This window comes from Streptomyces sp. VNUA24 (genome assembly GCF_029167005.1).
Classification (GTDB): Bacteria; Actinomycetota; Actinomycetes; order Streptomycetales; family Streptomycetaceae; genus Streptomyces; species Streptomyces scabiei.
Map to the genome: position 1 here is coordinate 2,936,884 of NZ_CP119143.1, position 23,171 is coordinate 2,960,054.

At 72.3% G+C, this 23,171-nt stretch carries 19 protein-coding genes; 1 reads left to right on the plus strand and 18 read right to left on the minus strand.

Going from position 1 to position 23,171, the window contains the following annotated elements:
- Positions 1 to 12: 12 nt before the first annotated feature.
- The 11 genes from PYR72_RS12300 to PYR72_RS12350 all read right to left on the minus strand — a co-directional run bounded on the left by PYR72_RS12300 (position 13) and on the right by PYR72_RS12350 (position 12,915).
- Complete coding sequence (locus PYR72_RS12300; protein WP_275455369.1) at positions 13 to 1,197, minus strand: cytochrome P450; 1,185 nt, start codon at positions 1,195 to 1,197, stop codon at positions 13 to 15.
- Positions 1,194 to 2,606, minus strand: a complete 1,413-nt coding sequence (locus tag PYR72_RS12305; RefSeq protein ID WP_275455370.1) for a nucleotide pyrophosphatase/phosphodiesterase family protein — start codon at positions 2,604 to 2,606, stop codon at positions 1,194 to 1,196. The genes PYR72_RS12300 and PYR72_RS12305 overlap by 4 nt, the downstream gene beginning before the upstream one ends.
- Positions 2,603 to 3,769, minus strand: a complete 1,167-nt coding sequence (gene eboE / locus PYR72_RS12310) for a metabolite traffic protein EboE (RefSeq protein WP_275455371.1) — start codon at positions 3,767 to 3,769, stop codon at positions 2,603 to 2,605. Before eboE ends, PYR72_RS12305 begins: the two co-directional genes overlap by 4 nt.
- Positions 3,770 to 3,779: 10 nt before the next feature.
- Positions 3,780 to 4,634: a TatD family hydrolase gene (locus PYR72_RS12315; protein ID WP_275455372.1), complete on the minus strand. Its 855-nt coding sequence runs from the start codon at positions 4,632 to 4,634 to the stop codon at positions 3,780 to 3,782.
- 80 nt (positions 4,635 to 4,714) lie between these two features.
- Complete coding sequence (locus PYR72_RS12320) at positions 4,715 to 5,518, minus strand: EboA domain-containing protein (protein ID WP_275455373.1); 804 nt, start codon at positions 5,516 to 5,518, stop codon at positions 4,715 to 4,717.
- Between the two features lie 59 nt (positions 5,519 to 5,577).
- On the minus strand, positions 5,578 to 6,426 hold the full coding sequence (locus PYR72_RS12325; protein WP_275455374.1) for a sugar phosphate isomerase/epimerase family protein: 849 nt from the start codon (positions 6,424 to 6,426) through the stop codon (positions 5,578 to 5,580).
- A 63-nt stretch (positions 6,427 to 6,489) separates the two neighbouring features.
- Positions 6,490 to 7,443 carry an SCO3242 family prenyltransferase gene (locus PYR72_RS12330; RefSeq protein ID WP_275455375.1) on the minus strand — a complete coding sequence of 318 codons (954 nt, stop codon included), beginning with the start codon at positions 7,441 to 7,443 and terminating at the stop codon, positions 6,490 to 6,492.
- A 193-nt stretch (positions 7,444 to 7,636) separates the two neighbouring features.
- Complete coding sequence (locus tag PYR72_RS12335) at positions 7,637 to 9,049, minus strand: NAD(P)/FAD-dependent oxidoreductase (RefSeq protein ID WP_275460392.1); 1,413 nt, start codon at positions 9,047 to 9,049, stop codon at positions 7,637 to 7,639.
- Positions 9,050 to 9,205: 156 nt separating this feature from the next.
- Positions 9,206 to 10,051, minus strand: coding sequence for an inositol monophosphatase family protein (locus tag PYR72_RS12340; protein ID WP_275455376.1), 846 nt, complete (start codon positions 10,049 to 10,051; stop codon positions 9,206 to 9,208).
- 145 nt (positions 10,052 to 10,196) lie between these two features.
- Entirely contained in the window at positions 10,197 to 12,023 is a 1,827-nt protein-coding gene (locus PYR72_RS12345; protein ID WP_275455377.1) for a gamma-glutamyltransferase family protein, read from the minus strand.
- A gap of 61 nt (positions 12,024 to 12,084) precedes the next feature.
- A complete protein-coding gene (locus tag PYR72_RS12350) occupies positions 12,085 to 12,915 on the minus strand; it encodes a class I SAM-dependent methyltransferase (RefSeq protein WP_275455378.1) in 831 nt (276 codons plus the stop codon).
- 215 nt (positions 12,916 to 13,130) lie between these two features.
- On the opposite strand from PYR72_RS12350, the gene PYR72_RS12355 reads away from it, so the two are divergent.
- Positions 13,131 to 13,805: a hypothetical protein gene (locus tag PYR72_RS12355; RefSeq protein WP_275455379.1), complete on the plus strand. Its 675-nt coding sequence runs from the start codon at positions 13,131 to 13,133 to the stop codon at positions 13,803 to 13,805.
- A 43-nt stretch (positions 13,806 to 13,848) separates the two neighbouring features.
- On the opposite strand, the gene PYR72_RS12360 is transcribed toward PYR72_RS12355, so the two are convergent.
- From PYR72_RS12360 to PYR72_RS12390, 7 genes are all read right to left on the minus strand, one after another.
- Positions 13,849 to 15,396: an NCS1 family nucleobase:cation symporter-1 gene (locus PYR72_RS12360; RefSeq protein WP_275455380.1), complete on the minus strand. Its 1,548-nt coding sequence runs from the start codon at positions 15,394 to 15,396 to the stop codon at positions 13,849 to 13,851.
- A 217-nt stretch (positions 15,397 to 15,613) separates the two neighbouring features.
- Positions 15,614 to 16,633: a TIGR03842 family LLM class F420-dependent oxidoreductase gene (locus PYR72_RS12365; RefSeq protein WP_275455381.1), complete on the minus strand. Its 1,020-nt coding sequence runs from the start codon at positions 16,631 to 16,633 to the stop codon at positions 15,614 to 15,616.
- Positions 16,634 to 16,644: 11 nt separating this feature from the next.
- Positions 16,645 to 18,048, minus strand: a complete 1,404-nt coding sequence (gene hydA / locus PYR72_RS12370) for a dihydropyrimidinase (protein ID WP_275455382.1) — start codon at positions 18,046 to 18,048, stop codon at positions 16,645 to 16,647.
- A gap of 130 nt (positions 18,049 to 18,178) precedes the next feature.
- Positions 18,179 to 19,021, minus strand: a complete 843-nt coding sequence (locus PYR72_RS12375; protein WP_045556521.1) for a nitrilase-related carbon-nitrogen hydrolase — start codon at positions 19,019 to 19,021, stop codon at positions 18,179 to 18,181.
- Positions 19,022 to 19,176: 155 nt separating this feature from the next.
- Positions 19,177 to 20,754, minus strand: a complete 1,578-nt coding sequence (locus tag PYR72_RS12380; RefSeq protein WP_275455383.1) for a PucR family transcriptional regulator — start codon at positions 20,752 to 20,754, stop codon at positions 19,177 to 19,179.
- A 31-nt stretch (positions 20,755 to 20,785) separates the two neighbouring features.
- The gene (locus tag PYR72_RS12385; RefSeq protein ID WP_275455384.1) at positions 20,786 to 22,072 is read right to left on the minus strand and encodes an aspartate aminotransferase family protein; all 1,287 of its coding nucleotides are present in this window, start codon (positions 22,070 to 22,072) and stop codon (positions 20,786 to 20,788) included.
- Positions 22,073 to 22,155: 83 nt separating this feature from the next.
- Positions 22,156 to 22,998: a nitrilase-related carbon-nitrogen hydrolase gene (locus tag PYR72_RS12390; RefSeq protein ID WP_275455385.1), complete on the minus strand. Its 843-nt coding sequence runs from the start codon at positions 22,996 to 22,998 to the stop codon at positions 22,156 to 22,158.
- Between the last annotated feature and the right edge of the window lie 173 nt (positions 22,999 to 23,171).

The following is a 23,171-nucleotide window of genomic DNA, read 5'->3' on the forward strand; positions in this document are numbered from 1 at the left end:
GGGAACCGTCGGCTACCAGCTCACCGGCAACGACCGCACCCCGTGGACCGCGCTGATCGCCGGCGAGAACTCCTCCGGCTCTCGGGTCGTCCGCAGGCCCGGCAGGCGGTCGAAGAGGGCGGGCAGGCCGACCTGGAGTTCCGCGCGGGCGAGGGACTGGCCGATGCACTGGTGCAGTCCGTGGCCGAAGGCGAGGTGGCCGGTGGTGGTGCGCCGGACGTCCAGGGTGTCGGGGGCGGTGAAGGCGGACGGGTCGCGGTTGGCGGCCTGGAGCGCCACGATCACGCCCTCGCCCGCGCGGATGCGGACACCGGAGACCACCACGTCCTCGGTGGCGATCCGGCGCAGTCCCGCGTGCGCGACGGTGAGATGGCGCAGGAGTTCCTCGACTGCTCCGGGCCACAGGGCGGGGTCCGCGCGCAGGGCGGCCAGCTGTGCGGGGTGGCGCAGCAGGTCCACGACCGCGAGCGGGACCATGTTCGCGGTCGTCTCGTGGCCGGCCACCAAGAGCAGCGAGGCGATGCCGACGGCCTCGGGTGCGCTGATCTCGCCGGTGGCCACCCGGTCGCGTGCGAGACGGGTCAGGAGGTCGTCGGCGGGCTCCCGGGCGCGCCGGGCGAGCAGGTCACCCAGGTAGGTGTGGAGGGCCGTGCGGGCGGCCGTCATCTCCTCGGGCCCGGAGGAGAAACTGCTGAAGGCGTTCGCCTGGCGCTGGAAGAAGTCGTGGTCCTCGTACGGCACGCCGAGCAGTTCACAGATGGCGAGCGAGGGCAGCGGCAGGGCGTACGCCTCGACCAGGTCGGCGGCCGTGGCGCCGTCCGCCGTCATCGCGTCGAGCAGTTCGCCGCAGATCCGGGCGATCGCCGGCCGCAGCTGTTCGATGCGGCGGAAGGTGAAGTCGGGGATCAGGACGCGGCGCAGCCGGGTGTGGTCGGGCGGGTCCATCATGAGGAACTGGCCCGGTCCGCGGGGCGGCGACTGCGGGCGGAAGCCGGGGAAGCCGTCGCGGGTCGTGTCGGCGCTGAACCGAGGGTCGGCCAGGACCACGCGGGCGTCCTCGTGCCGGGTGATCAGCCAGGGGCTGTTGTCGCCCCAGATCGTCACCCGCCGGATCGGCTCCTCGGTACGCCACTTGGCGTACTCGGGCGACGGGTCGAGCAGGGGCCGGAGGGTGGGGAGGGGAGGGTGGGTGGTCATGCGTGCGGCTCCTCTTCTTTCAGGCCCGCGAGGCCCAGCAGCAACGACTTGACCTCGGTGGCGGCGTACGCCTCCCGGGCCTGCTCGGGTGCGGAGCACAGCAGTACGGGCCCGTCGTCGGGGTCGGCGGGCAGGCGTCCGTGGCTGCCGCTCACGCCGGCGGGGTCCAGCGGGACCGTGCGGAGGCGGTAGCGGAAGCCCAGCTTCTTGCGGGCGACCTGGCCGACCGCGCGGAGCTTCACCGCGGGGACGGTCTCGTCGTACAGCAGCTCGGCGGGGTCGTAGCCGGGCTTGCGGTGGATCTCGACCTGACGGGCGAAGTCGGGGGCGCGGTCGTCGTCGAGCCAGTAGTAGTAGGTGAACCAGGCGTCGGGGTCGGCGACCGCGACCAGTTCGCCGGAGCGTTCGTGGTCCAGCCCGTGGGCCGCCTTGCCGGCGTCGTCCAGCACCACGTCCACGCCGTCGAGTCCGGCGAGGAGCCCCGCCACCTCCTCGGTGTCGGCCGGATCCCGCACGTACACGTGGGCGATCTGGTGGTCGGCGACGGCGAAGGCCCGTGAGGTCCAGGGGTCGAGGTACTCCATACCGTCCTGGGTGTGCACCTGGAGGAGACCGGCCCGGCGCAGGGCCCGGTTGATGTCCACGGGACGGGAGACGGGGGTGATGCCGTACTCGCTGAGCGCGACCACCGTGGCACCCTCGTCCAGGAAGTGGTCGATCAACGGGCGCAGGGCGTCGTCGAGTTGCCGGGCCGCACGGGCGGTGGCGGGCGAGCCGGGGCCGGAGCGCTGGGGTTCGTAGTCGAGCTGGGGGACGTAGACGAGGGTGAGGTCCGGATCGTGCTCGTCGAAGACCTGGCGGGCGGCGCCGAGGATCCACTGGGTGGAGGGCAGGCCGGCGTTGGGTCCCCAGTACGTGAAGAGGGGGAACGTGCCCAGCCGGTCGGTGAGTTCGTCGTGCAGGGACGGCGGCCAGGTGTAGCAGTCGGGCTCCTTGCGGCCGTCGGAGTAGTAGACCGGGCGGGGGGTGACGGTGAGGTCGACGTCCGCGCCCATGGCGTACCACCAGCAGATGTTGGCGACCTTGTAGCCGGGGTTCGTCCTGCGGGCGGTCTCCCAGATCTTCTCGCCGCCGACGAGGGCGTTGTGCTGGCGCCACAGCAGCACCTCGCCGAGGTCCCGGAAGTACCAGCCGTTGCCCACCACGCCGTGTCCGGAGGGCGGTTCGCCGGTGAGGAACGTGGACTGGGCCGCGCAGGTGACGGCGGGCAGCACGGGGTCGAGCCGGGCCCGGAAGCCGCGTTCGCCGAGCGCGGCCACGGCGGGCATGTGTGCCAGCAGTTTCGGGGTGAGCCCGACGATGTCGAGGACGACGAGCCGGTCGGGTCGGGTGCTGTTCCGGGCACTCATTTCTGGTCCTCCTCAAGGCCGAGGCCGGTCAACCGGTCGCGGGCCCAGGCGAGTTCGGCGGCGATGCCGCCGGGCAGGTCGGTGGGCGGTTCGGGGAGGACGGACCAGGTGTAGGTCTCGACCTCGATGTGGTCGCAGTGGGCCGAGGCCCCGCCGAGCAGTCCGGCCAGGACCCCGCTCAGCTGGTCGGCGGTGGTGCGCAGCGGCGGTTCGGGGTCGGCGTGCAGGGGCGCGTGGAAGTGGACGCGCCAGGGGCCGGTGTCCGTGGGCAGGCCCCCCTCCAGCGCCTCGGGCAGGTCGTCGACGCCCCGCACGTCCGGTGACTCCTGCCGGGCCGCCGTGCGCGTCTGGTGCAGGAACCGGGGCTCCGCGAGGCGCCGCAGGGCCGCGCGGGCGGCGGGGTCGGCCGGGTCGGCGGCCTCGACCGCGCAGGACGCCTGCAGCTTGACGACGGGCAGCCCGGCGTCCGCGAGGCGCCGCAAGGCGGCGCCGGGCTCCTCGAACTGCACGGCCAGGTGACAGGCGTCGAGACAGACGCCGAGCCGCTCGGGGTCGAGGCCGCGCAGTTCCCGTACGGCCTGGGCGGTGGTCTCCACGACGCAGCCGGGCTCCGGTTCGAAACCGACCCGGATACGGCGGCCGGTGTCCGACTCGATGGCGGCGAGCCCCGCGGTGAGCCGGTCCAGGGCGCGGCGGGCGGTGTCGGCACGGTCCGGCGGCCATGGTGTGCGCCAGGCCAGTGGCAGGGTGGAGACGCTGCCGCGCTCGGCGTCGTCCGGGAGGAGGGCGGCGAGGACGCGGGCGCAGTCCAGGGTGTGGGCCAGCCGGGCCTCGTCCGCCCAGTCGGGGAGGTAGACGTCCTTCTTGACCACCTCACGGTGGAACCCGGCGTAGGGGAAGGCGTTGAGGGTGACGGTCTCCAGGCCCCGGGCCGCCAGTTCGGCGCGGAGGTTCTTCACCTCGCCGGGTACGGCGACCAGTTCGGACACCACGTCGCGGGCGAGCCAGAGGCCGATGCCCAGCCGGTCGGCGCCGAGCCGCTCGCGTACGGGTTCGGCGTGGTCGGCGAGCTGGGCGAGGACGCCGTCGACGTCCTCCGCCTGATGGACGTTGCTGCAGTAGCCGAGGTGGACGGTCGTGCCGTCCGGGTGCCGCAAGCGCATGGCCGGGCCCTCATTCCCCGCCGCGGCGGACGGAGTTGCCCTGGAAACTCGACTCCTCGTCGGGCTTGGGCTCGTCGAGGTCGAGTCTGCCGCTCTGCCCGTAGAAGGCGACGGGGTTGCGCCACAGCACCTGGTCCACGGCGTCCTCGTCGAACCCTGCGGCGAGCATGGCGTCGGCGGTCCTGCGGGTCTTGAGCGGGTCGGAACGGCCCCAGTCGGCGGCCGAGTTGACCAGGACGCGGTCGGTTCCGTGCTCCTGGAGGATGGCGACCATGCGGTCCTCGCTCATCTTGGTCCTGGGGTAGATCGAGAACCCGGCCCAGCAGCCGCTGTCGAGGACCGTGCCGACGGTCAGCTCGTTGAGGTGGTCGAGGACGACGAGTCCGGGCGCGATGCCCGACTCCCGTACGACGTCCAGGGTCCGCCGGGTGCCCGCGGCCTTGTCGCGGTGCGGGGTGTGGACAAGGGCGGGCAGCCGGTGCTCGACCGCGAGCCGGAGCTGGAGCGCGAGGGCCTCGTCCTCCTCCGGTGTCATCGAGTCGTAGCCGATCTCGCCGACGGCGACGACGCGGTCCTTGGCGAGGTAGCGGGGCAGTTCGTCGAGCACGGGCCGGCAGCGGGGGTCGTTGGCCTCCTTGGGGTTGAGCGCGATCGTGCAGAAGTGCTGGATGCCGAACTGCGCGGCCCGGTAGGGCTCCCAGCCGAGCAGCGCGTCGAAGTAGTCGTAGAAGCTCTCCGGCGAGGTGCGGGGCTGGCCCAGCCAGAAGGCCGGCTCGACGACGGCGCGGACGCCGGCCGCGTGCATCGCCTCGTAGTCGTCGGTGGTGCGGGAGGTCATGTGGATGTGAGGGTCGAAGATACGCATGTGCTGCTGCCTCGGATTCCTGGGATCGGTCCGTGAACTCCGTGAGCGAGGGCGGGGGGACCTGAGGGGCCGGTCGGTGCCTAGGCGGGGGCGGAGGCGGGGGCGGTGGCCCGGTGGAGTGACCGCAGGGCGCGTTCGGCGGCCGCCCGGCGGTCGGGCGCGGCGGCCTCCGTCTCGGCGGCGAGCCGGTCGGCCAGCGGGCCGGCCGCGGGGAAGGCGCCGACGACGGGCCAGACGTCCGCCGGTACCTCGCGCCCGGCGGCGACCCGCTCGTGCGCGAAGTCGGCCAGCATACGGGCGAGTTCGGCGTCGGCGCGGGCGGCGGGAGAGGCGGTCCGGGCCAGCGGGATCTCCTGGAACAGACACTTCAGCACGGCCTGCCGGTACTCCGCGTCCGGCAGGCGCGCGGCACCGTACGGGCCGAGGGCGGCCTCGACGAGGCTGCTGTCGTTGCCGCGCAGCGCCTCGCGGACGAGCGGCAGCGCGAGGTCGCCGAGGGGTTCCCGGCCGGTCGCGGCGTCGGCGTCGGTGAACAGGTGCAGGGCGCGCAGGACGGCCCGCTGTTCGGCCGGGTCGCCGTGGCGGAAGAGGCCCGCCAGTTCGTCGGCGAGCGGTCGACCGCCCAGCGGCAGCGCGGTGAGCAGCATCGCGCGGGCGGCCTCGTCGACGGTGAGGCGCGCGTTCAGCCGGGCCCGGCCGCAGTGTCTTCGGACGGCGGGGAAGAGGGCGCGGATCGCGGTGGGCCGGTCGGTGACACGGGCCACGGCCTCGTCGAGCCAGGCGCGGGCCGCGGGGTCCAGCGCGTGCGCGGCGAGGAGGGTCCGGGGGTCTGGAGGATCGGAGGGTTCGGGGGTCTCGGGGGTCGGCAGTCCGGTGGAGAGCATGACGGAACAACCTCCTGCGGGGTGGGAGGACATGAGGGGGTTGGTGGTCGGGGGGCGGGTCAGGCCGTCGCCGCGCGGAGGAAGTCCAGTGAGCGGCGGGCCACTTCGGGGGCGTCGAGGGAGCCGCCCTGGATCTCCACGGAGACCAGTCCGCGGTGGTCGAGGTCGCGCAGGGCGGCGAGGACGGGTGGGAAGTCGATCTCTCCGGAGCCGAGTTCGAGGTGCTGGTGGACGCCCCGCCGCATGTCCTCGATCTGCACGTTCAGCAGGCGTGGGGCGGCGAGGCGGACGCACTCCAGCACCGTGCGCTCCTCCACGCAGTGCGCGTGGCCGATGTCGAGGGTGATCCCGAACAGTTCGTGTCCGCCGGTCATCTCGGCCAGTTCCAGGCACCGTTCGACGGTGTCGACGAACATGTACGGCTCGGGCTCGAAGGCCAGGGAGACGCCGTACCGCCCCGCCGTGTCCAGGACGGTCTCGACGCCCGCGGCGAGCCGCTTCCACGTGTCGCGCTCCGGCAGTCCGTCGTCCGGCGCGGGGCCGCTGCACAGGTGGACGGTGGGCGAGCCGAGGTCCGCGGCGATACGGACCGCGCGCCGCAGGAGGTCGATCCTGCGCTCGGCGTCGTCCGCCATGAGCGTGGGGTGGTGCTTGCCCCAGGGGTCGAGGAGGTAGGGGGCGCCGGTCTCGACGGTGACGTCGAGTCCGTGCCGGGCCAGGTCGCGGGCGAGCGCGTCCACCCGCCGGGGCAGGTCCCGCGCGTAGGGGTCGAGGTGGCCGTGGTCGAGGGTGAGGGCGACGCCGTCGTACCCGAGGTCGGCGAGGACCGCGAGGACGTCGTCGAGCCGGTGGTTGGTGAAGCCGTTGGTGCCGTAGCCGAATCTGAGGGGGGTGGGGGGCGAGGTCATGACGGCTTTCCTCCGCGGAGGTCTGTGCTGTTCGGGGAGGTGCGTGCTGGTCGGGGGCTGTGTTCAGGTGGGGGACACGTGGCGCGCGAGCCGCCGCGCGAGGGGGTGGACGACGCCCAGGGCCGCCGCCGCGGCCGTGGCCCCGCTCCGCGCGGTCAGGGCCGCCTGCAGGGGCATCAGTCCGAGGATCCCGGCGCCGACGGCCCGTCGTACGTTCTCGCCCGAGGGCGTCCGTACGGCACGGGCCTGGGCCGTTCCGTAGCTGCCGAGGTAGGCGAGGGCCCCGGCGGTGACCACGGCGGCCCGGGCCGCGGCCGAGGGCGACACCGCGGGGGCACCGTCGCTCCGCGCGCGGTGGGCGGCGGCCGTGCGGACGGCGGGGAGGGCGGCCGCGAGGGCGGTGCTCGTGGAGGCGGCGAGGGTGGCGGCCGGCAGCCGGGCGGGGGCGCCGGAGATCTCGTGGCGGCTGAGCACGGTCAGCGTGTAGGTGTGGGCGCCGACCAGCGCGGCGGGGACGGCCCCGCGCAGCAGGGCGGCACCGGTTCCGGACGTACGGCCGGGGCCGCGTCCGGCGGCGGCCAGCGCGCCGGTGAAAACGTTCAGGGTCCGCGCGCAGGCCATGGCGGCGGGGCCCGCCGGGGTGGACTTGAGCTTGAGGTCGTACGCCCAGACGGCGCCGGCCAGCGGCAGCGCGCCCAGCAGGCTCCGGCGGCCCCCGGAGGCTGCGGCGAGGGCGAGGCCCCCGGCGGTCAGGGCTCCCGCGACGGCCAGGGCGGTGCGGCGCGGGACCCGGCCCGAGGGGACGGGGCGCTCGGGACGCTCGACGGCGTCGACCGTGGCGTCGGCGTAGTCGTTGAGGGCCATACCGGCCCAGTAGAGGCAGACGGACGAACCCATCACACCGAACGTCCGTGCACCGAGGGGTCGCCCCGCGGCGGCGGCTCCCGCGAGCACGTCGCCCGGAACACTCAACGCGGCCGGGGCGCGGACGAGTTGTGCGAGGTCGGCGAGGCTCACGGCAGGTCGCGAGCCGGAGCCCGGTAACGCACTCCGATCTTTCATGGCGGCAACTTACCCATGCCGCTTGAACATTCACATGGAGAAATCGTGAAGACCTTTGTCGATTCGTAATGTTGTCCGGATCCGTCAGCCCGCGAGCGGACTTGTAGGCCGGCCCGCGGGGGTCTCACAGGCCGGCCCGCGGAGGGACTCACAGGTCCTGTCGGAGTCGGCGCCACACCGCCTTGGCCGCGTTGTGTCCCGACATGCCGTGCACTCCGGGGCCGGGCGGGGTCGCCGAGGAGCAGAGGAAGACGGCCGGGTGCGGGGTGGCGTACGGGGCGAGCGAGAGCTTGGGCCGGAGCAGCAGCTGCAGACCGGAGGCCGCGCCGCAGGCGATGTCCCCGCCCACGTAGTTCGCGTTGTGCGCGGCGAGTTCCGGCGGTCCCGCGGTGGCGCGCGCGAGCACGCGGTCGCGGAACCCCGGGGCGAAGCGCTCCAGTTGGCGCTCGACGGCGTCCGTCAGGTCGCCCGTCCAGCCGTTGGGGACATGACCGTACGCCCAGAAGGCGTGCTTGCCCTCGGGGGCCCGGCTCGGGTCGACCAGGCTCGGCTGCACGGTGATCAGGAACGGCCGGTCGGGCGCCCTGCCCTGCCGGGAGGCCGCGTCGAGCGCCGTGCCGATCTCGGCCCGGCTCGCCCCGACCTGGACGGTCCCGGCGATGCGCGCCTCCGGGGCGGTCCAGGGCACGGGGCCGTCGAGCGCGTAGTCGAGCTTGAACACGCTCGCGCCGTAGCGGTACGCCTCGTAGTGGCCGCCGAAGCCCGCGATCCGGGCCAGCGCGGTGGGTGAGGTGTCGAAGACGTAGGCGCGCGCCGGCGGCAGGTCGTCGAGGCGCTTGACCTCGTAGTCGGTGTGGACCGCGCCGCCGAGGTCCTTCAGGTACGCGGTGAGCGCGTCGGCGATGGCCTGCGAGCCGCCCCGGGCGACCGGCCAGCCCGCGGCGTGCGCGGCGAGCGCGAAGACCAGCCCCACCGCGCCGGTGGCGAGGCCGCCGAGCGGGGCGATGACATGCGCGACGAGGCCGGCGAACAGCGCCTTGGCCCGTTCGTCCTTGAAGCGGCGCATCAGCCAGGTGGACGGCGGCAGCCCGACGAGGCCGAAGCGGGCGAGGGTGACCGGGTCGCGGGGCAGCGCGGACAGCGGTAGCGACATGAAGTCCCGGGCGAGCGTGTCCCACTTGGGCAGGAACGGCTCGACCAGCCTGCGGTACGCGCCCGCGTCACGCGGACCGAACGAGGCGGCCGTCTCCCCCACCGAACGTGACAGCACGGCCGCCGAGCCGTCGGGGAAGGGGTGTGCCATGGGCAGTTCGGCGTGCAGCCACTCCAGGCCGTAGCGCTCCAGCGGCATCGCCTTGAACGCGGGCGAGTTGACACCGAGGGGGTGCGCTGCCGCGCAGGGGTCGTGGCGGAAACCCGGCAGGGTCAGCTCCGCGGTGCGGGAGCCGCCCCCGACGGTGGACTTCGCCTCGAACACGGCCACGGAGAACCCGCGGCGGGCCAGCTCCACGGCAGCCGTCAGGCCGTTCGGCCCCGCCCCCACCACCACCGCGTCGAGCATCGACGGCACGTCCGGACCCCTTCGTCAGCCGATGGTCAGGACCCGTCGGCGACATCCCCGCCGGCGGACAGACCTGGGCCCAGGATATGCCCGGCCACCGACAGGCCCCGGCAAGGGTGCACCCCACCGGCGGAGCCGCCGCCTCCGTTCGGCTCGTCAGGCGCCGCCCGCCAGCAGCCCCACCACCCGGCGGGCCGTGGCCGCGTCCCGGGCCGTGGTGAAGGGCAGGGCGTTGCCGCCCGTTATCCGGAAGGGCTCGCCGGCCAGGGTGAGATGGGCGCCGCCCGCCTCCTGGACGAGCAGCAGACCGGCCGCGTGGTCCCAGGCCGCCTCCCAGGAGAACGCGGTCGCGTCCAGCCGGCCCTCGGCGACGGCGAGGTACTCCAGCCCGGCGGAACCACAGGGGCGCGGGGCCACGCCGTCCGTCCGGAGGCCGAGCAGGGCCCGCTTCTGCTCCGGCGTGGTGTAGTCCGGGTGCGAGGTGGCGATGTCGAGGTCGCGGCCCTCAGCGGGCGAACCGGCGCGCAGCGGCACCCCGTCGACGGTGGCGCCCCGGCCGCGGACCGCCACGGCGAACCGGTCGAGGGCGGGCGCGTAGGTCCAGGAGGCGTGCAGGACGCCGCCGCGGGCGAGGGCGACGAGGGTGCAGAAGCCGGGGTCGCCGTTCACGAACTGGCGGGTGCCGTCCACCGGGTCGACGATCCAGACCGGCGCGTCGCCCCGGATCGCCTCGTACGAGGCGGGGTCGGCGTGCACGGCCTCCTCGCCGACGACGACCGAGCCCGGCAGCAGCGCGGTGAGCGCCTCGGTCAGATACAGCTCGGCCTTGCGGTCGGCGTCGGTCACCAGGTCGTGCGGGCCGGCCTTCTGGTCGACCTCGTGCGCGGCGAGCTGCCGGAAGCGCGGCATGATCTCCGCGGCGGCGGCCTTGCGGATCGCCTCCTCGACGTCCGAGGCGTGCCGGGCGAGAAACTCGTCGATGGTTTCGGTGTCTTCGATCATGCCTCCATGACAGCACGCGCCACTGACAACCCCTGCCCGTCCGGTGTATTCGGTACGGAATCGGCATGAACAGCCGGGGCGGACCGCACCCGCGCGCGAACCGGGGCGGACCGCACCCTGCGCGCGTGCCGGGACGCGCCGCGGCTCAGCGCCCGACCGCGTACCCCTGCATCCCGCGCGGGTTGGCCGCCGCCGACAGCACCCCGCTGCGGGGATCCCGGGCGACCGCGCAGAGCCTGCCCTCGGACCAGTCCTCGCCGATCACGAGGTCGTGGCCGCGCCGGCGCAGCTCCTCGACGACCTCCGGGGGCGTGCGGGACTCGACGGTGAGGCTGCCGGGGCGCGTACCGCGCGGGTAGAAGGAGCCGGGGAAGCTGTCGTTGTGCCAGTTCGGGGCGTCGATCGCGCCCTGGAGATCGAGGCCGCCGCGGACCGGCGGGCGCAGGGCGACGGCGAGGAAGAAGTGCAGCTGCCACTGGTCCTGCTGGTCGCCGCCGGGTGTGCCGAAGGCCATGACCGGCACCCCGTCGCGCAGGGCCAGCGACGGGGTGAGCGTGGTGCGCGGCCTGCGGCCGGGGGTGAGGGTGTTGGGCAGTCCCTCGTCGAGCCAGGTCATCTGCAGCCGGGTGCCGAGCGGGAAGCCCAGTTCGGGCACCACCGGGTTGGACTGCAGCCAGCCGCCGCTGGGCGTGGCGGCGACCATGTTGCCCCAGCGGTCGACGACGTCGAGGTGGCAGGTGTCGCCCCGGGTGCTGCCGTCCGCCGCGACCTCGGGCTCCCCCGGTACCGGCGACCGGGGGCTCCGGGCGACGGTGGGCTCGCCGGCTCCCGGGGCACCGCCGCCGGGCTCCTCGCCGGCCACCACGCGCGCGTACGCGCTCAGGCGCGGGGCCCGGCCGCCCGGAGCGCCCGGCCGCAGGTCGTAGGAGGCCGTGCCGCCGAGGAGGGCCCGCCGTGCGGCGTTGTACTCCTCGGACAGCAGGTCGTCGAGCGGGACCGGCGCCGCGTCCCCGTACCAGGCCTCGCGGTCCGCCATGGCGAGCTTGCAGCCCTCGACGAGGAGGTGCACGTACGCGGCGGAGCCGTGGGCGGGGAGGTCCTCGGGCAGGAGGGCAAGCTGCTGCAGGAGGACCGGGCCCTGGCTCCAGGGGCCGGCCTTGCACAGGGTCCAGCCGTTCCAGTCGTAGGTGGCCGGGGCCTCGTAGGACGCGGACCAGCCGGCGAGGTCGGCCCGGGTGAGCGTCCCGGTGTGCCGTTCGCCGCTGGTGTCGAGCGTGGGCCGCCCGGACTGGCGGACGAGGGCCTCGGCAACGAAGCCGGTGCGCCAGACCTCGCGGGCCACCTCGATACGGGCCTCGCGGTCCTTCGCGCCCTCGGTCTCGGCGAGGAGCCGCAGCCAGGTCGCGGCGAGGTCCGGGTTGCGGAACAGCTCACCGGGGCGGGGCGCCCGCCCGCCCGGCAGGTACACCCGCGCCGACGACGGCCACTCCCGCTCGAAGAGGTCCCGCACGGTCTCGACTGTCGCCGCCACGTTCTCCACCGGCGCGTGGCCGTCCCGCGCGTACCCGATGGCGTACTTCAGGACGTCGGCCAGGTCCTTGGTGCCGTGGTCGCGCAGCAGGAGCATCCACGCGTCGAACGCGCCCGGCACGGCGGCCGCCAGCGGTCCCGTGCCGGGGACCAGCTCCAGTCCGAGCCCCCGGTAGTGCCGGACGGACGCCCCGGCGGGTGCCACGCCCTGTCCGCACAGCACCCGGACCTCGCCGTCCGCCGGAGCGAGCAGGATCGGTACCTCACCGGCGGGCCCGTTGAGGTGGGGTTCCACGACGTGCAGGACGAAACCGGCCGCCACGGCCGCGTCGAAGGCGTTGCCGCCGTCCTCCAGGACCGCCATCGCCGACTGGGAGGCGAGCCAGTGGGTGGAGGACACCATGCCGAAGGTCCCCTGGAGCGTCGGTCGAGTGGTGAACACGGGCGGACTCCTCACTGCGCGACGGGCGTTCGGTGATCGTACGCAGTCCGCCGCCGGCCCCTCAGGGACGCCGTCCCACGGTCAGCACGTGCCCGCTCGCCCCGAGCAGCGACGGCTCCGACTCGATCCGCCGGGTCGCGGCCAGCACCGCCTCCCGCCGCTCCGGGTCGTCCAGCCACTCCTCCACCCCGCCCATCAGCCAGGCGACGCCCTCGACGCCGTACTGCCCCTCGTGGGTGAGCCCCGCCTCGGTGAACTCCCCGGGCACCTCGGCGGGATCGGCGAAGTAGGCGGTGGTGAAGTGCGGGTCCTCCGGGGAGCGGCGGTGTCTGCCGTGGCCCGACACGGCGTCGATGCGCTCGCGGCGCTCCGGGATGAAGTAGTTCCCCTGCATGAGCGTGTCGTTGAGCCCCGCGAAGCGGTTGATCGAGGCCGCGACCACCACGCCGCCGGGGCGGACGGTCCGGTGCGCCTCGGCCAGCGCCCGCAGCCGGTCCGGGCGTTCGGGCAGGTGGTACAGCGGCCCGAGGAACAGCACGGCGTCGTACGCGGCGTCCTCGGCGGGCAGCGCGCGGGCGTCCCCGAGCCGTGCGGTGACCCCGGGCAGCCGCCCCGACCGCTCGACGTGCATCGGCACGGGATCGACGACCTCGACCTCGTAGCCGTCCTCGGCCAGCCACTCGGCGTGGATCCCGGTGCCGCCGCCGACGTCGAGCACGCGCGCGGGGGCGGTGGGCAGCAGCCGCCGCAGGACGTCCTGGGTACGCCAGAACTCCAGCCGCCCGGCACCCTGCCGGAGACGGGTGTGCTCCCCGCCGCGTTCGTAGTAGGCGAGGATCTCCTCCGGCAGGCAAGAGACGATGGGCTCGGTGACGTCCGGTAACCGCTTCATGCGTCCAGGCTGCTGATCGCGGGGAGGGCGCGGCAAACGGTTTTCGCCCCTCCCCGTCACCGTTCACACGATCACCACTTCCCCCGGTGAACCCCGGACCCGGTCACCACGTATGCACGGAGAGAGTCCGCACTTTCGTCCCACAGAGAGTCATGTGACACTGACGTACCCCACCGCCCGGCGGTACCCACCGCCTCGACCCCGAGAAGTGCGCTGTGCGTGAACTGCCTCTGCCGCTCGCCCTCACCGCGCGACTGCTGCCCGTCGCCGTACTCGCCACCGCGGGCTGGGCGTTGTCGTCCGGTCCGCTGGCCGCGAGCCCGGCCGGGGAGGACTCCACACAGGACACCGCGTCGGCGCCCATCTCGGCCTCCGAGTCCGGGCCGTCGACCACGGCCGTGACGAAGACGTACGCGAAGGCTCCCTCCCCCTGTTCCGGCGTGACGACGAAAACGGTCACATCCCTCGTTCCGGGGGCGAAGACGGCGGGCAAGGAGATCGCGTCGACCAATGAGTCCGTACGCCGGACCTGTTCGTGGAACGCGCTCAAGGGTTTCGACTACCGCTGGCTCGACGTGTCGTACGAGATCCAGCAGTCGGACGACAAGGCCCGCAGCGCCTACGCGACCCGGACCACGGAGAAGAGCGGCGGCGGCGCCGTCCCGGGGCTCGGCGACGAGGCGTACTCCGTGGTGAACCTCACCACGGACGACAAGCAGCAGACCCGCGAGGGTGTGGTGTACGTCCGCATGTCCAACGCCCTGGTGGTCGTCACCTACAACGGCAGCGACTTCGAGTCGCAGAAGGCACCCGGCACGGACGTGATCAACAAGGGCGCCATCAAGGCGGCGAAGGAGGCGGCGGCCGTACTGAAGGGCGCCCGCCAGTAGGGAGCCCTCCGGTACGGCCGCCGCCGCCCCGCTCACGGCCGCGTCAGACGGCCGCCTTCTTCCTCTCGCCGGCCATCAGCACCACGTACAGCAGCATCGAGGTGCCCAGACCCACCGCCCAGCCGTAGTCGGCGAGCGGCTTGAGGAACGGGATCATGCCGTCGTGCGGGAACGGACCCGAGGCCACGCCGTCCTCCGAGACGGTCGAGTAGGAGCCGCCGACCGCGAGGACACCGCCGACCACGAAGGCCGCTATGGCCCGCCAGTTCCAGCCGGACGCGTACCAGTAGCGCCCGCCGGGCGTGTACAGGTCGGCGAGGTGCAGCACGGTACGGCGGATGATCCAGTAGTCGGCGATGAGGATGCCCGCGACGGTGCCGAGCAGGCCGCCGACCACGCCGAGCCAGGTGAAAATGTAGAACTCGGGCGTCGAGATCAGTTTCCACGGGAAGATCAGGATGCCCACGACGCCGGTGATGAGGGCGCCGGTGCGGAAGTTGATCAGCTTCGGGGCGAGGTTCGCCAGGTCGTACGCCGGGGACACGACGTTCGCCGCGATGTTCACGGAGATGGTGGCGACCAGCACGATGATCAGCGCGAAGAGCAGTCCGAAGGCACTGTCCGTCTTGGCGGCCAGCGCGACCGGGTCCCAGATGGCCTCGCCGTAGACCACCTCGGAGCCGGAGGTGACCAGCACGGCGAGGACCGCGAAGAGGGTCATGGTGGTGGGCAGCCCCAGGGCCTGGCCCCAGGTCTGCGCCTTCTGGCTGGCGCCGAAGCGGGTGAAGTCGGGGATGTTCAGGGACAGGGTCGCCCAGAAGCCGATCATGCCCATCAGCGACGGGAAGAAGACCGGCCAGAAGTCCGGCCCCCAGCCGAGCTTGGACGGCTGGTCGAGCAGCGCGCCGAAGCCGTCGGCCTTGACCGCGATCCAGACCAGCAGCACGAGCGCGCCGACGATCACGAAGGGCGCGGCCCAGTTCTCGAAGTGCCGCAGGAAGTCCATGCCCCGGTAGATGATCGCTATCTGCAGTGCCCAGAAGACGATGAAGCAGAGCCACAGCGGCCAGGGGTTACCGCCGATCTGTCCCGCTTTCTCCCATTCGCCGCCGGTCAGCTTGGAGCCGAGGGCGAAGATGCCGGACCCGCCGATCCAGGTCTGGATGCCGAACCAGCCGCAGGCGACGGCGGCCCGGATCATCGCCGGGATGTTGGCGCCGCGCAGCCCGAAGGAGGCGCGGGCGAGCACCGGGAAGGGGATGCCGTACTTGGGGCCGGCGTGCCCGGTGGCCAGCATCGGCAGCAGCACGATGATGTTGGCCAGGGCGATGGTGAAGACGGCCTGCTTCCAGTCCATGCCGAGGGCGACCAGGCCGGAGGCCAGGGTCCAGCTGGGGATGCAGTGGGCCATGGAGATCCACAGCGCCGCGAAGTTGTACGTCGTCCACTTGCGTTCGGAGACGGGTACGGGGCGCAGGTCCTCGTTGGCGAAGGGGCTCTCGGCGGGGAAGGCCCCGGGAGCCAGTTCGATCCGGCCGGACGGGTCGGCGGTCTGGGCTCTCGGCGACCCCGAGGAGGCTATGTCGGTCATGGGCAGGCCAATCAGGGGAGACGGGACGGGAACGAAAGGCCGTGCGGAGGCCTTGGGCCCCTTCCCTCCGGGACGGCGGAGGGAAGGGAGACAAGGTGTGGGGGGTCGAGGGGCTGAGCGGTCGGCGCCAGAATCAGAATCACTGGTTCCGTTTTATTGAGGTGGCCGGATTCTCGCAGCCGCCGGCCCGTCCGGGAAGGAGGGGGCGGCCGGGGAGTCAGCCGTTGACGGCCGGGATGACCGTGGAGCCGTAGACGTCGATCACCCGCTCCTGCGCGTCGTGCATGTCGTAGACGGCGAACTGGTCCACGCCCAGCGCACGCAGCGCGCCGAGCTTCTCGATGTGCGCCTCGGGGGTGCCGATCACACAGAACCGGTCGACGATCTCGTCCGGCACGAACTGGGTGTCGGGGTTGTCGGCCCGCCCGTGGTGGGAGTAGTCGTACCCCTCGCGGGCCTTGATGTAGTCCGTCAGCTCCTCCGGTACGGCCGCGGAGTGCTCGCCGTACTTCGACACCAGGTCGGCGACGTGGTTGCCGACCATCCCGCCGAACCAGCGGCACTGCTCGCGCGCGTGGGCCAGCGCCTCGGGCGAGTCGTCCTCGGTGACGTACGCGGGCGCGGCCACGCAGATCTTCACCTCGGACGGGTCGCGCCCGGCGGCGACGGCCGCGTCCTTGACCGCCTTGACCATGTACTCGGTGAGGTAGAGGTCGGAGAGCTGGAGGATGAAGCCGTCGGCCTCCTCACCGGTCATCTTCAGGGCCTTGGGTCCGTACGCGGCCATCCAGACCGGAAGGTGGGCGCCCTCCTTGATCCAGGGGAAGCGGATGACCGTACCGCCGAGGTCGGCCTCTCCCCCGCTGCCCAGCGCCCGGATCACCTTCATGGCCTCGCTGATCCGGGCCAGGGTGTTGGGCTTGCGCCCCGCCACGCGCATGGCCGAGTCGCCGCGGCCGATGCCGCAGACCGTGCGGTTGCCGAACATGTCGTTGAGGGTGGCGAAGGTCGAGGCGGTGACCTCCCAGGTGCGGGTGCCCGGGTTGGTGACCATCGGGCCGACCGTCAGTTTCGTGGTGCCGGACAGGATCTGGCTGTAGATGACGAACGGCTCCTGCCAGAGCACGGCGGAGTCGAAGGTCCAGCCGTACGTGAAACCGTTGTTCTCGGCGCGCTTCATCAGCTCGACGACGCGCGAGGCCGGCGGGTCGGTCTGCAGGACGAGTCCGAAGTCCATGTGCTCCGCTCCTAGGTGAGGTACTGACAGGTGGAGCGGGGGGTGTAGACGCCGTGCCCGGCGTGCCCGGTGTACTCCCGCTCGGTGATGACGAGTTCGCCGCGCGAGAGGACCGTCTCGACCCGGCCCGTGGTGCGCTTGCCCTCGTACGCCGAGTAGTCGACGTTCATGTGGTGGGTCTCGGCGGACATGACCTGCTCGGCGTGCGGGTCGTAGATGACGATGTCGGCGTCCGCGCCCGGCGCGATGGTGCCCTTCTTCGGGTACATCCCGAACATGCGGGCCGGGGTCGCGCAGGCGATCTCGATCCAGCGGCGCCGCGAGATGTGCCCGTCGACGACAGCCTGGTGGAGCAGATCCATCCGGTTCTCCACGCCCGGGAGGCCGTTGGGGATCTTGGAGAAGTCGCCGCGGCCCAGTTCCTTCTGGCCGACGAAGCAGAACGGGCAGTGGTCGGTGGAGACCACCTGGAGGTCGTTGGTGCGCAGGCCCTGCCAGAGCTTCGCCTGGTGCTCGCGCGGCCTGAGCGGCGTGCTGCACACGTACTTGGAGCCCTCGAAGTCCGGCTCCGCGAGGTTGTCGGTGGACAGGAACAGATACTGCGGGCAGGTCTCGCCGAAGACGTTCAGCCCCTCGTCCCGTGCGCGGGCCAGCTCGGCCACTGCCTCCATGGCCGAGACGTGCACGACGTACAGGGGGGCGCCCGCGACCTGGGCGAGCTTGATCGCACGGTGGGTGGCCTCGGCCTCCAGCAGGGCCTTGCGGACCTCGCCGTGGTAGCGGGGGTCCGTCTCGCCGCGGGCCAGGGCCTGTTCGACGAGGACGTCGATCGCGATGCCGTTCTCCGCGTGCATCATGATCAGGCCGCCGTTGTCGGCGGAGCGCTGCATGGCGCGCAGGATCTGGCCGTCGTCGCTGTAGAAGACGCCCGGGTAGGCCATGAACTGCTTGAAGGAGGTGACGCCCTCCTGCACCAGCAGGTCCATCTCCTTCAGCGTGTCCTGGTTCACGTCCGACACGATCATGTGGAAGCCGTAGTCGATCGCGCAGGTGCCCTCCGCCTTGGCGTGCCAGGCGTCCAGGCCCTCGCGCAGGGAGTGCCCGACGCTCTGTACGGCGAAGTCGACGATCGTCGTCGTACCGCCCCACGCGGCGGCCCGGGTGCCGGTCTCGAAGGTGTCGGAGGCGAAGGTGCCGCCGAAGGGGAGTTCCATGTGGGTGTGGGCGTCGACGCCGCCCGGGATGACGTACTTGCCGGTGGCGTCGAGGGTGCGGTCCGCGGTCCAGGAGTCGGCGGCAGTGGTGCCGCTGGCGGCGAGGGCGACGACGCGGCCGTCCTCGATCAGGACATCGGCGTGGATCTCGTCCGAGGCTGTGATGACGAGACCGCCGCGGATGACTGTACGGCCGCTCATTCGGTCACGCTCCGTTCGGTTGTCGGGACAGTGCCGGTCGTTCGTGGCTGGTCGCGCCCACGCGGCGGCAGCCGCATATCGGGCACTGCCCCGCGCCCCTGAAAGATCCAGGGGCGCGGGTAGGGCCTTGCTACGGCGCCGTCAGCGGGCCGTACGCGTCCGGGCGGCGGTCGCGGAAGAACTGCCAGCGGTCGCGGACCTCGCGGAGCTTGGCCAGGTCCAGGTCGCGGACGACGAGTTCGGTCTCCTTGTCGCTCGCCACCTCGCCGACGAACTGGGCCTCGGGGTCCACGAAGTAGGAGGTCCCGTAGAAGTCGTTGTCGCCGAGTTCCTCGACGCCGACCCGGTTGATGGCGCCGATGAAGTACTCGTTGGCGACGGCCGACGCCGGCTGCTCCAGCTGCCACAGGTAGCGGGACAGGCCCCGTGAGGTGGCCGACGGGTTGAACACGATCTCGGCGCCGCCGAGACCCAGCGCACGCCAGCCCTCCGGGAAGTGCCGGTCGTAGCAGATGTAGACGCCGATCCTCCCCACGGCGGTGTCGAAGACCGGCCAGCCCGCGTTGCCGGGGCGGAAGTAGAACTTCTCCCAGAATCCCGGGACCTGGGGAATGTGGTGCTTGCGGTACTTGCCCAGGTACTTGCCGTCCGCGTCGATCACGGCGGCGGTGTTGTAGAGGACGCCCGGCTGCTCCTCCTCGTACATCGGCAGCACGAGGACGAGGCCGAGTTCCTTGGCGAGCGCCTGGAAGCGCTTGACGATGGGGCCGTCGGGGATCGCTTCGGCGTACTCGTAGAACGCCTTGTCCTGGACCTGGCAGAAGTAGGGCCCGTAGAACAGCTCCTGGAAGCACATGACCTGCGCACCCTGCGCGGCGGCGTCGCGGGCCGCCTGCTCGTGGACCTGGATCATCGACTCCTTGTCGCCGGTCCAGGCCGTCTGGAAGATCGCTGCGCGGATGACTCTGCTCATCGGGACCTCCGGTCACTCGGTGTGCAGCGAGCGTAGGAAGACCGGAGATCGGGTTTGAGTTGCACGGTGTCACGTCTGCGGGCCTTCTGCGTTCCACCGTGTCACCTCTTCCCGGGCGCATGTTTCACCGTCGTTTTCGCAGGTCCCGGCATGTTTCAGCCCTGTTGCGCGTCGTGAGCGAGGAGGGCGATGTGGACGGACGCGGCCTGTTCGAAGTCGTCGAGGTCCACACCGAGGCGGGCCTCTATGGCTTCGAGCCGGCGGTACAGCGCGGGCCGGCTGACGTGGTGCAGCTGGGCGGTGTGCGACTTGTTGCGGCCGGTCGCGAGATAGGTCCGCAGCACGGGCAGCAGGTCCTGCTCGGCGTGCCCGTCACCGCACAGCAGCCCGTCCAGTTCCCGCTCGGCGAACGCCTGGACGTGCGGGTCGTCCCGCAGCAGCCGGATCAGGCCGCGGAGATGGACGTCCCGGAGGCGGACGACGACGGGGAGGTCCAGCCCGGTCGTGGCGGACTGGGCGACGGCGTCGGCCACATGCCGGGCCTCGCGCAGCCCGCCCGGTACGTCCTCCCAGGTGGTCCGGGCCTCGGCGGCGGCCACGACCGTCGTCCGCACCCCCGACTCGGACCGCAGCCGGGTCGCGAAGTGCGCGGTGAGCGCGTCCGCGTCCTGGTCCCGGGCCAGACTGAGCAGGACGGCGGTGGCTCCCTCCGCCAGCTCGGCGACGAGTCCGGGGAGCCCCAGCATCCGCAGGACGCGGTCGAGTTGGGCCGGTTCCCCGGCACGTACGACGAGGGGCACGAAGGTACGGCGGTTGACCGGCAGTCCGGCCGCGCGGGCCCTGGGCAGCAGCTGCCGGGCCGGTACGACCCCGGAGACGAGGTCCGTCAGGAGGCTCTGCGCGGACTGTTCCTCCCAGCTGTGCGCCGATCCGCCGAGCATGCGGTGCAGGACGAGCGCCTCGGCCGCCCGGTCGGCGAGCAGCCGCCCCGTGGCGGTGTCGCCGCGGTGTCCGCACAGCACGATCTGGCCCCAGCGCTCCCCGCGTCCGCCCAGCTCGGCCCGTACCCAGCCGTCGCCCTCGCTGCCGCCCGCCTGCCGTGCGATGCGCTCCCAGTCACGCAGCACGTCGTCGACCGCGGACCGCTCCCCCGCGGTGGCGAGGACGCGGTGGGCGAGGTTGGTGACGACGAGCGGACAGCCCGCGTGGTGGGCGATCTCGTCGAGGAGCCGTTGCAGCGGGGCACCGGCGGTGATCAGACCGGTCAGGGCCGTACGGACGGCCTCCGACAGGCTCACGGCCGCGAACTTCCGCCGTACGAGCCGGGACTGGACCTCCTCGGTGAGTTCGGCGAAGGGGAACGGCCGGTGCAGCACCACCATCGGCAGACCGCACCGCTCCGCCGCCCGGCGCATCACGTCGGGAGGCGTCGGGAAGGCCCGGCCGAGGCCGAGGACGACCGCGGCGGCCTCGGCCCGGTGCAGCGAGCGGATGTACTCGGCCTGGGCGTCCTCGTCCCCGGCGAGCAGGACCCCCGTGGTGAGGACCATCTCGCCGCCGGTGAGCATCACGCCCACGTCGGGGGCCTCGGCCACGTGGACCCAGCGCACGGGCCGGTCGAGCTGACCGGCCCCGGCCACCACCTCGGGCTCTCCGGCGAGGACCCGGTCCAGGTTGAGGACCTGGCGTACCGACAGGGCGGGTTCCGGGCCGGGGGCCGAGGTGGTGGTCATGGCGGTGTTCCTCAGATCTGTTCCTCCGGTGCTACCGGATGCTCCTCAGAGCCCGTTCGAGGGCGTCGGCGCCCTCCTCGGCCTCGGCGACGGTCAGCGACAGCGGGGGCGCGATGCGCAGCGCGCTGGTGTTGTGGCCGCCGCCCTTGCCGATCAGCAGGCCCTCCCGGCGGGCGGCTTCGAGGACGGCGGACGCGGCCTCGGGGTTCGCCTCGTCGGTGCCGGGCTTCACCAGCTCGATGCCGATCATGAGGCCCCGGCCGCGCACCTCCTTCACCTCCGGGATCTGCGCGGTGATCGCCCGCAGCCGCTCGATGAGCAGTCCGCCGACGCGCCGGGCGTTGCCCTGGAGGTCGTGCTCGATCAGGTAGTTGAGGTTGGCGAGCCCGGCGGCCATGGTGATCTGGGTGCCGCCGAAGGTCGAGATCGAGTTGCTGTCCAGACAGTTCATGACCTCGGAGCGGGCGACGACACCGCCGATGGACATGCCGTTGCCGATGCCCTTGGCGAAGGTGAGGATGTCCGGCGGGCCGTTCTGCCCATGCGCCTGCCAGCCCCAGAAGTTGTCGCCGGTGCGGCCCCAGCCGGTCTGCACCTCGTCCGCGATCCACAGCACGCCGTGCCGTTGCAGCACCTCGCGGAAGGCCGCGTACAGGCCGTCCGGCGGTGAGGTGAAGCCGCCGACGCCCTGGACCGGCTCGGCGATCAGCGCGGCCGGCGGGCGGCCGTGGCCGAGCAGGTCCTCCAGGTCGGCGACGCAGGCGGTGATGAAGTCGGCGTCGCTCAGGTCGGCGTACGGGCCGCGGGTGCGGACGCCGCCGTGCACGTACAGCGTCTGCAGCGGGGACAGCGAGGTCGGGGACCAGCCCTTGTTGCCGGTGATGCCGACCGCGCTGAAGGAGCGGCCGTGGTAGCTGTTGCGCATCGCCAGGATCTGGTTGCTGCGGCGGTACGTCGTCGCCAGCATCAGCGCGGTGTCGTTGGCCTCGGTGCCGGACGTGGTGAAGAAGACCCGGGCGTCCGGGATGCCGGACATCTGGGCGATCCGCTCGGCGAGTTCGACCATCGGCCGGTTGAGGTAGAGCGTCGAGGAGTGGATGATCCGCCCGGCCTGCTCGCTCACCGCCTTGGTGACCTCGGGCAGCGCGTGCGCGGTCATCGTGGTGAGGATGCCGCCGAAGAAGTCGAGGTACCGGGTGCCGGCGGCGTCCCAGACGTGGCGGCCCTCGCCGTGGGTGATCTCCAGGGGGTCCGCGTAGTAGAGCGCGAGCCAGTCGGGCAGTACGGCCTTGTGGCGTCCGAGCAGTTCGTCGGTCACGGCTGCACCACTCCTTTCACTCCTGTACGGGTTCTGCGGGTGTCACGGCTGTACGTGCCCACGCCGGGGCGCGGTGAGTCCCGTCAGGGCCGCACGAGTCCCTCGTAGGCGTCGGGGCGGCGGTCCCGGTAGAACGCCCACTGCTGCCGCACGTCCTCGATGAGGTCGAAGTCGAGGTCCCGTACGACCAGTTCCTCGCTCTTGTCGCTGGCGACCTCGCCGACGAACTTGCCGCGCGGGTCGACGAAGTAGGAGGTGCCGTAGAAGTCGTTGTCCCCGTACTCCTCCACGCCGACCCGGTTGATCGCGGCGACGAAGTACTCGTTGGCGACGGCGGCGGCGGGCTGCTCCAGCTGCCACAGGTGCGAGGAGAGGCCCCGGTGGGTCGCGGAGGGGTTGTAGACGAGCTGGGCGCCGTTCAGGCCGAGCTGGCGCCAGCCCTCCGGGAAGTGGCGGTCGTAGCAGATGTAGACGCCGACCTTGCCCACGGCCGTGTCGAAGACCGGCCAGCCGAGGTTCCCGGGCTTGAAGTAGTACTTCTCCCAGAAGCCCTTGACCTGGGGGATATGGTGCTTGCGGTACTTGCCGAGGTAGGTGCCGTCGGAGTCGATCACCGCGGCGGTGTTGTAGTAGAACCCGGACTGCTCGACCTCGAAGACCGGGACGACGATCACCATGCCGGTCTCACGGGCCAGTTCCCGCATGCGTGTGACGGTGGGGCCGTCGGGCACGGGTTCCGCCCAGGCGTAGTGCTCGGGTTCCTGGACCTGGCAGAAGTAGGGCGCGTTGAAGACTTCCTGGAAGCCGATCACCTTCGCGCCCTGCCGGGCGGCCTCGCGGGCGTGCTCGACGTGCTTGTCGACCATGGACGCGGTGTCGCCGGTCCAGGTCGCCTGGACCAGGGCGGCGCGTACGACGTTGGCCATCTCAGCTGCTCCTTCGACAGGGACCCCCAGAGAGCCTCTACGCCCGTAGACGAAGGTCGTAGAGGCTTGAAACTAAGCCCCGTCGACGGGCTGGGCAAGACCATCGTCGTCAACCGGCCGAGTCGATCACGTTTCGCACTCCAGTGGGTGATTACCCCTGTGTTTCGCGTGCC

Coding starts and splice junctions, on each gene's coding strand:
- PYR72_RS12300 (WP_275455369.1), bottom strand. CDS start 1,197: ATGACCACCCACCCTCCCCTCCCCACCCTCCGGCCCCTGCTCGACCCG.
- PYR72_RS12305 (WP_275455370.1), bottom strand. CDS start 2,606: ATGAGTGCCCGGAACAGCACCCGACCCGACCGGCTCGTCGTCCTCGAC.
- eboE (WP_275455371.1), bottom strand. CDS start 3,769: ATGCGCTTGCGGCACCCGGACGGCACGACCGTCCACCTCGGCTACTGC.
- PYR72_RS12315 (WP_275455372.1), bottom strand. CDS start 4,634: ATGCGTATCTTCGACCCTCACATCCACATGACCTCCCGCACCACCGAC.
- PYR72_RS12320 (WP_275455373.1), bottom strand. CDS start 5,518: ATGCTCTCCACCGGACTGCCGACCCCCGAGACCCCCGAACCCTCCGAT.
- PYR72_RS12325 (WP_275455374.1), bottom strand. CDS start 6,426: ATGACCTCGCCCCCCACCCCCCTCAGATTCGGCTACGGCACCAACGGC.
- PYR72_RS12335 (WP_275460392.1), bottom strand. CDS start 9,049: ATGCTCGACGCGGTGGTGGTGGGGGCGGGGCCGAACGGCCTGACGGCT.
- PYR72_RS12340 (WP_275455376.1), bottom strand. CDS start 10,051: ATGATCGAAGACACCGAAACCATCGACGAGTTTCTCGCCCGGCACGCC.
- PYR72_RS12350 (WP_275455378.1), bottom strand. CDS start 12,915: ATGAAGCGGTTACCGGACGTCACCGAGCCCATCGTCTCTTGCCTGCCG.
- PYR72_RS12360 (WP_275455380.1), bottom strand. CDS start 15,396: ATGACCGACATAGCCTCCTCGGGGTCGCCGAGAGCCCAGACCGCCGAC.
- PYR72_RS12365 (WP_275455381.1), bottom strand. CDS start 16,633: ATGGACTTCGGACTCGTCCTGCAGACCGACCCGCCGGCCTCGCGCGTC.
- hydA (WP_275455382.1), bottom strand. CDS start 18,048: ATGAGCGGCCGTACAGTCATCCGCGGCGGTCTCGTCATCACAGCCTCG.
- PYR72_RS12375 (WP_045556521.1), bottom strand. CDS start 19,021: ATGAGCAGAGTCATCCGCGCAGCGATCTTCCAGACGGCCTGGACCGGC.
- PYR72_RS12380 (WP_275455383.1), bottom strand. CDS start 20,754: ATGACCACCACCTCGGCCCCCGGCCCGGAACCCGCCCTGTCGGTACGC.
- PYR72_RS12390 (WP_275455385.1), bottom strand. CDS start 22,998: ATGGCCAACGTCGTACGCGCCGCCCTGGTCCAGGCGACCTGGACCGGC.